Genomic DNA, 6,832 nt, shown 5'->3' with positions numbered 1-6,832 from the left:
CTACTGACCCAGGTTATTATTATAGAGAGCTGCAAAACGAGATACCAAAACTATACGACTTTGAAAAACAAAAGTGGAAAGATATAGATAGTGCCGCAATGGATGCTTATTTAGATTTTATTAGTTCAGATAGTGAACTAGGTAAGTTTTCTATTGGTGCTATTGGTAGAAGAACTATTGCAGTAACGGATGATGAAGTCAATACTTTGTATAGACCAGACACTCCAGACTACATTATACTTGAGAAATCTTCCGAGGGGCTAGCGGACAAGATTAAAGAGTTTAACTCTCTTGGTCAAAAGTTTATAATCGTAGAAGATATTAAAATGTATAGTTATGCTTCAATTGGAAAGGACGCTTTTAGTGTAGTTAGAGATTTAGTTTTCCAACATACAGCATATAATGAAAGTATATCTATAACTTCTCTTCCTATTTATTATTTAGAACCAAATGTAAGGATAGAAGTTGAAGATAAAAAATCTGATATTTATGGAGATTATATTATTAGAAATTTATCCGTACCACTTACCTATGATGGAACTATGTCAATAACCGCAACAAGAGCAACAAGGAGAAATTAATTAGGAGGTCAACACATGGAAACTTCAATTATGGACTTCATACTTCAAGGAGGTTCTTGGGCAATAGGAATTTTAGCCGCTTTAGTGGTTGGTAAACAGTTTATTTCTTATATAACAAAAGATAAGGAAATGGATAGACAGGATGCCAAGGAAAGATTAGATAGGGATAGAGCATTTGCAAAAGAGGATAATGAGAGGATGTATTCTCTTATGGAGAAACAAAATGTTTTATTTGAGCAGCAGAGGGAAACTTTAATACAAATATCGTTGAAACAAGTTTCTTCTGATGAACAAAACAGACTTATCTTTAATGGGTTAAAAGATACTATGGATGGATTAAAGGAAATCCAAATGCTCCACACAAACAGACTTGATAGGATAGAAGATAGACAATCTAATCTAGAAAGAGAAATAATGAAAATTAGTGATAAACTATAAGAAAAAGGGAGTAGGTATTACCTACTCCCAATTTGTTTCTTTATTAGCTTCTTCAATCACATGCATTCCAATACATATACTATCTACGATATCTTGTATAGGTTTAATACCATACTCGTGAAGCACATAAACCTGAGCATTCTTTTTCTGTTCTGCTCTGCCACGTCCTTTTATTCCACAAGTTGATTTCCAACTTACAGAAGGAACTATACTATATTCTAATTGTCTTTCTGCACAAATCTCTAAGAATATAGCTTGAACATAAGCTAACTTTTTAAATGTTTCTACATTTCCATGTGCTGAACTTCCAGGTATTTGCTGTAACTGTATTTCTTCAAAAGCTATCTGGTTTGGCTTTTGTTCATCTAGTAATGAAGAAATAATATCTCTTATTTCCTTAAGCTTAATAGAAGTATCAACTCCGTTAGAAGTATCAAACTTATCATATGAAACAAGGACATCATCAACAAAGATGGAATATCCTGTAATATTTAAGCTTTGGTCAAAAGCAATTAATTTAGTTGACAATATCAACCTCTCCTTCTATTGTGGTTGACCCAAAACCTGAAACCCTTTCTTTCTTTTCATCTTCTGAGTCTGTGTCAGTTACATGATATTTATTAAACTTAGCTTGACATATCACTTCACCTTTTGCAATTTTAATTGGGAAAGGTGCTAAGTTTACTAACATCATGCTAATTTCTCCATCATTATCCTCATTATCAGCATAGTCAGCATCTATAATTCCAACCGAATTGGGCATTATTAACCAGTGCTTTAATGGAAAAGAGCTTCTGCAATATAACTCTAAGCAATAATCATCTGGCATTTTAGCTTTATATCCAAGAGGAACTAAAGTTGGCTTCACTCCTGTTTCTTTTGTTAAAGCAGCTGTCTCACTCAAAGTATGACTTAAACTTGAATCTAATACACCTTGTGCTGCTTCAAACCTTTCTTCTTTTATCATGTTTTCTAAAAGAATTTTAATGTCTGGAGTAATCTTCTTTGTTGTTACAATATTACTTAAATCTCCTAACATTCTGTTCATTGGAAGGACTATTACATCCTCAGCTGCTACCATATCATAACAAGCTGAAGAGTGAGTTTTTCTTATTGGAGCCTCTATTTCAACGTCCGCGAATCTTTTAACTTTTTCAAATTTAAACATTATTTAATCCCCTTTCTATTATGCTCTATTATAAGTTATATCTACATCATGGCTTGGATATTTTTCATCATCAAATAACTTTTTAACTGTTACTAAATTATATTCTTCAACAACCTCGCCTTTTTCTTTAATCTGCTTTTGTTTATAACCAAATCCGTCTAATACAAAATTTCCATCATTCTTTAAGTCTGTATGGAACACCTCTACTTCAGATACTGTGTCTACTCTATACACTTCTGTTGTTTTTATTAAATGTTTTGACATACAATCATTCTCCTTTTACTCTTTATACTTATATTATATCACATTAAACTCTATTTTGTCAACACCTTCCGCATAGCATAAAGCTCCAATTTCCTTGAAGTTAGCTACTAATTTCTCTCCAGCCGCAACAGACGGACCTACTATAGATATTCTATCTATATTATTTTTCATACAAAGTTGGAAAGCTATCTGATAAGTACCCTCAACCTTAGAAACTTTAATCTTTTCTATTACATGACCATTCTCAACCACACTAACAGTAGAGCCAAGAGTGAAGTTAGACATGTTACATATTAATGATTTCATAATTATTTTACCTCCTAAACTTCTATTACACCTAGATCATATGGGAACAAAGCATAAAAAGTACTACCAACCCAAACCTCTAATGCTCCACTTGCTGTAAGTTCAAAGTCTTTTATTTTTCCTCTGTTCTCTAGGATTTCCATTATTTCCTCTACTACTTTTCTGTGGTTTGTACTTACCATATTAAATATAGTGTAATCTCTTTTTTCATTAGATAATAGCATGAAATACTTCTTACCTTTCTTTATTACATCCTCTATTGTTTGAATAAGTAAGTCTTTCTCCTCTTGTGGAATTTCTTTTAATTGAGCCACTATTGTTTGATTAAGATCATGTAAACTAATTTTAACTTCATTACTCATTATTATTTTTCCCTCCTATATAAAAGCATTTGTTGCATACTCCAGTGTACAATTCATTTCCACCAATCGCAACAACTTCTCCATCTTTTGTTATTTTTCCATTTAACATTCTAGCATTTTGTTTAGCTACATTGCCGCACTTGCACATGCATTTAAACTCTTCAACTTTATCACAAACCTCTAATATTCTTTTAGTTCCCTCAAATAATAGTCCTTGAAAAGTTGTTTTTAATCCATATAGTATTATTGGTATATTATAATTATAACATATTTTTTGAATTTCGTCAACTTGTTCTTTTGATAAAAATTGTGATTCATCTATTATTACAATAGAAGGATTTACTTTCTCAATATCTTCTGCCATCTTGTCTGAAATCCATCTTGCTGGAATTTTATATCCTAAAGCTCTAGAGCCAATAAAACAATCATCCACCCCATCTCTTGTGTCTGTCCTAGGTTTGTATAAAAGAACTTTCATTCCCTTTTCCTCATAATTGTATTTTACTCTTGCAAGGTCAAGCGTTTTGCCTGACCCCATAACTCCAGTTTTGAAGTATAGTTTACTCATATGCTGTTCCTCCTAAAGTTTACTCATAACCTCTGCCCAACTTTTACAAATTATACAACTATCTTTACTCATTGAACGGTATATGTTGTATATATCTAATAAAATTGGCATAGCTGATTTATTAGTTTTTATATTCTTGTAGTGATCATCTATTAAAGCATATTCCGCAAGAACGTCCTTGTTACCAAGAGTATCATTAATATAGATAACTTTATTACTAAGTGTTGGAAAATGTCTATCTATCCAAGCTTGTTTAGCTGGTATTCCATGAGCCGTGTGTAAAGTAGCTATTCTAACATCATATCCTTTTTCCTCTAAGGCTACTACAGCCTTTTGAGCCATGGGCATAGGTTGTACTCTGTCATATAGAACATATCCATTGTAGAATAACTTTCCTATCTCCTCATCTGTCCACAAAGGACAAAAGGAAACATACTGTTTATCTTCAGCGTGTATATTTCCAGTTCCGTCTCCTGTAGCTTCAATATATAAATCAAAAACAGCTTGTCTTGTATTAGCAAGAGTATCATCAATGTCGATAAAAATTATTGGTTTATCTTTAGAAAACAATTTCATCACACTCTCTTTCTTTTTCTTTTAAACTTTTTACTGCTTCATCAAAACTATAGTGTATATTACCATTCATATGCTCTATCATTCCAACTAAATATTGATTTAAACCAAAAGGAACATATCTTGAATTGTAATCTCCAGCGTTAGGCATTCTTATATCTGAACTTACTGTCTCTATCATTCTATCTTTCAGACCAAAGTTATTAAGTTCATACCAAGATGTAAGGCTAAGTTTTTCACTATTTTTATTTAACACTTCAATTAATACATTATATGCGTACTGTAGTCCATAAGCAATACCTAATTCAGCTGCTACTCCAACGTCATTGCCTGACAGATCTGCTACGATAATTTCTGAAGCTATTATTTCTCTTGTGTCTCCTAAGAATATATTTTCTGCGGTTGGACTAAGGTTCTTATCATTTGCTTCATTACAAGTTAATGGATTAAACCACTTATAATCTGGAAATGTTTTACCTAAAATCTTTTCTTCTTTAATTCTTTGTGCTTGTTCAGCCTCACTAAACAATCCACCTGCTATATAACCTTTATACATTTATCATCATTCCTTTCTTTATCTTATATACATATTATATCATATTTTTATTTTAAAATCAAATGTTGTGTGAATGCGGCGGCCTAAAAAGAGAAAGCTACGCTTTCTCTTTTTTCATCTCTCTTTTGAGTTTATTTAGTGTGAGCGAAGCGACCTCTAAATAAACTACAATTCACCCTTTGTTAATTATAATGTATCACATTTTGGTCGAACTTGTCAAGAGTTTCTAGAAAATAATTTTACTTCATTTTTTTTACCTTCAATTTTATTAATATAAACTTTACTTTTACTATGCCTCAGAACTAACTGTATCTTAGTTATTTATTATGATTTATAAGTTACCCTTAAGTTTATACTGAAAAATATTAAAGTGTGTTTTTATGTGAAAAATCTGCTACGTATATGAAAATCAGAGCCGCTGGCGAACCAAAAAAAAGAAAGGCAATTAAGCCTTCCTCCTAAAAATACTTTTTCATTTTATCCATAATTATAACTTTAGCTTTTTCTACAACTTCACTCAGTTCAGTTTTCTCTGTGTTCATTAAAGCTGTAAACTGAAAATCCATTAACCTAAAGTCCTTGGCATCTTGTTCATACCTTCTAAAAATTTCTTCTATATCAGGATTGTCCTCTCTGTTTAAAGCTCTAATTAACCTAGTTTTATTTGGACTTACTATATATATAACTTCTAAGATAACTCTAGCGTCTTCTCTTAACGCTTCAACTCCAGCGACATTAAAAACTCCTACATTTATTCTTTTTGGGTCAAGAGCCTTAAGTTCTGTTCCATAAAACCAATCTCTAAAATCACAAGCCTCAATCATTTCAAAATTAACAACTTTCTCACCAAACTCATCTCCTGTTACATAATGATAATTAACACCTTCAACCTCACCCTCTCTAATTGGTCTAGTTGTTGTTGATATGATTTTATTAAGTCCTTTGTATCTGTCGCATAGAGCATTTAAAATAGCATCCTTACCTGCTCCTGACTTCCCAACTATAGCTATAATTTTATATTTGTTTTCCATTTTTTTATCACTCCTCTTAATAATATTATATCATATTTTTTATTTTAAATCAAGAGAAAGAGGAAGCTACTCTAAACTTCCTACTCTATCACTTCTTAGTTTTATTTCTCCATCTTTTGTTACTTCGTCTATTTTGTACAGTTGGTGTGTTGGTGTCTTAGAGTATCGCTTGGCTCTAAAAGCATCACCAGATCTTAGTCCTGTAACCATAATCATTGAACCTCTTGAGAACCAAGATTTTTCAATAACTTTTTTAGTTCCATCTGCTTGTTTTTCAGATATTTGGCGGTCAAACATAGAGAAGTATTCTGGTCTAAACTTAACATCTACAACACCATCTGTTGTTAAAATAGTGACTGTGGATTTAATCTTATTCTTACTTAAGCAAGTTCCAATTATTTTATTTAATTTAAAGATTGGAATGTCTTTCCCATTTTTTCTGAAGGTGTAGTCTACAATAGGCTCACTAGATATGTCAGCGAAGTTGTCTATTCCATACTTGTTTATGTCTACATGTGCCAGTTCATGCACTCCATGATAGAAACAAAGAGATTTCATCTCCCATGCCGAAACAGTTCCTTGTGCATATTTATTCCAATCTCCAGTAAGAATTGTTTTATTATACTTTTCTAATATTTGGTCATGTTCTAATTTAATCCACTCTCTAACTCCATCCATTACCTTTTGATATATTTTATCCCATACCTTTGTACCAATTTGAGGTATGCTGTTTTCAACCTCTAATAAATCTTCATCAAAGAATTTAGTGTAGAACCTGTAGAATGGTTCATGAAGTAAGTAGAAGTCTCCTTGCTTGCAATTTGCTTTTAATTGTTTATTGAATACAAATGTGCGTTTTTCAAATTCTAACTCCACAGGGAGGATATTAGCTTCGATAAGACCATTAAGATTTTGAAGAGTTATTCTTTTTTTACTATCTCCAGTAATCCATAAATATTTTAGCATTATTGCTTTTCTATCCATG

12 protein-coding genes are annotated in these 6,832 nt (G+C 31.8%); 2 read left to right on the top strand and 10 right to left on the bottom strand.

The features are described from left to right. A partial coding sequence (locus RR409_RS20430; protein ID WP_332559622.1) for a hypothetical protein occupies nucleotides 1-581 on the top strand: 581 nt, incomplete at its 5' end. Nucleotides 582-596: 15 nt separating this feature from the next. Beyond that, entirely contained in the window at nucleotides 597-1,019 is a 423-nt protein-coding gene (locus tag RR409_RS20425; protein ID WP_332559621.1) for a hypothetical protein, read from the top strand. A gap of 21 nt (nucleotides 1,020-1,040) precedes the next feature. Here the strand turns inward: RR409_RS20425 and RR409_RS20420 are convergent, their stop codons facing one another. From RR409_RS20420 to RR409_RS20375, 10 genes are all read right to left on the bottom strand, one after another. Next, complete coding sequence (locus RR409_RS20420) at nucleotides 1,041-1,547, bottom strand: hypothetical protein (protein ID WP_332559620.1); 507 nt, start codon at nucleotides 1,545-1,547, stop codon at nucleotides 1,041-1,043. After that, a complete protein-coding gene (locus tag RR409_RS20415; RefSeq protein ID WP_332559619.1) occupies nucleotides 1,537-2,187 on the bottom strand; it encodes a hypothetical protein in 651 nt (216 codons plus the stop codon). Before RR409_RS20415 ends, RR409_RS20420 begins: the two co-directional genes overlap by 11 nt. An 18-nt stretch (nucleotides 2,188-2,205) precedes the next feature. After that, entirely contained in the window at nucleotides 2,206-2,451 is a 246-nt protein-coding gene (locus RR409_RS20410; protein ID WP_332559618.1) for a hypothetical protein, read from the bottom strand. Between the two features lie 33 nt (nucleotides 2,452-2,484). Beyond that, nucleotides 2,485-2,757 carry a hypothetical protein gene (locus tag RR409_RS20405; RefSeq protein ID WP_332559617.1) on the bottom strand — a complete coding sequence of 91 codons (273 nt, stop codon included), beginning with the start codon at nucleotides 2,755-2,757 and terminating at the stop codon, nucleotides 2,485-2,487. A 14-nt stretch (nucleotides 2,758-2,771) separates the two neighbouring features. Next, on the bottom strand, nucleotides 2,772-3,119 hold the full coding sequence (locus RR409_RS20400; RefSeq protein ID WP_332559616.1) for a hypothetical protein: 348 nt from the start codon (nucleotides 3,117-3,119) through the stop codon (nucleotides 2,772-2,774). Then, on the bottom strand, nucleotides 3,112-3,687 hold the full coding sequence (locus RR409_RS20395; RefSeq protein ID WP_332559615.1) for a thymidine kinase: 576 nt from the start codon (nucleotides 3,685-3,687) through the stop codon (nucleotides 3,112-3,114). The genes RR409_RS20400 and RR409_RS20395 overlap by 8 nt, the downstream gene beginning before the upstream one ends. A 12-nt stretch (nucleotides 3,688-3,699) precedes the next feature. Beyond that, nucleotides 3,700-4,263, bottom strand: coding sequence for a hypothetical protein (locus RR409_RS20390; protein ID WP_332559614.1), 564 nt, complete (start codon nucleotides 4,261-4,263; stop codon nucleotides 3,700-3,702). Next, nucleotides 4,247-4,816, bottom strand: coding sequence for a nucleoside 2-deoxyribosyltransferase (locus tag RR409_RS20385; RefSeq protein WP_332559613.1), 570 nt, complete (start codon nucleotides 4,814-4,816; stop codon nucleotides 4,247-4,249). Before RR409_RS20385 ends, RR409_RS20390 begins: the two co-directional genes overlap by 17 nt. Nucleotides 4,817-5,274: 458 nt before the next feature. Beyond that, complete coding sequence (locus tag RR409_RS20380) at nucleotides 5,275-5,847, bottom strand: hypothetical protein (protein WP_332559612.1); 573 nt, start codon at nucleotides 5,845-5,847, stop codon at nucleotides 5,275-5,277. A gap of 66 nt (nucleotides 5,848-5,913) precedes the next feature. After that, nucleotides 5,914-6,832, bottom strand: a 919-nt coding sequence (locus tag RR409_RS20375; protein WP_332559611.1) for a hypothetical protein, incomplete at its 5' end; no start/stop codon positions are given.

The sequence above is a fragment of the Clostridium sp. genome, assembly GCF_036642255.1.
Taxonomy (GTDB): Bacteria; Bacillota; Clostridia; order Clostridiales; family Clostridiaceae; genus Clostridium_J.
This window is presented reverse-complemented; position numbering and strand designations above follow the sequence as displayed.

Bases quoted from the DNA above. Each gene is read 5' to 3' on its own strand.
- RR409_RS20410 (WP_332559618.1), bottom strand. From the start codon at position 2,451: ATGTCAAAACATTTAATAAAAACAACAGAAGTGTATAGAGTAGACACA.
- RR409_RS20395 (WP_332559615.1), bottom strand. From the start codon at position 3,687: ATGAGTAAACTATACTTCAAAACTGGAGTTATGGGGTCAGGCAAAACG.
- RR409_RS20405 (WP_332559617.1), bottom strand. From the start codon at position 2,757: ATGAAATCATTAATATGTAACATGTCTAACTTCACTCTTGGCTCTACT.
- RR409_RS20400 (WP_332559616.1), bottom strand. From the start codon at position 3,119: ATGAGTAATGAAGTTAAAATTAGTTTACATGATCTTAATCAAACAATA.
- RR409_RS20390 (WP_332559614.1), bottom strand. From the start codon at position 4,263: ATGAAATTGTTTTCTAAAGATAAACCAATAATTTTTATCGACATTGAT.
- RR409_RS20425 (WP_332559621.1), top strand. From the start codon at position 597: ATGGAAACTTCAATTATGGACTTCATACTTCAAGGAGGTTCTTGGGCA.
- RR409_RS20380 (WP_332559612.1), bottom strand. From the start codon at position 5,847: ATGGAAAACAAATATAAAATTATAGCTATAGTTGGGAAGTCAGGAGCA.
- RR409_RS20415 (WP_332559619.1), bottom strand. From the start codon at position 2,187: ATGTTTAAATTTGAAAAAGTTAAAAGATTCGCGGACGTTGAAATAGAG.
- RR409_RS20385 (WP_332559613.1), bottom strand. From the start codon at position 4,816: ATGTATAAAGGTTATATAGCAGGTGGATTGTTTAGTGAGGCTGAACAA.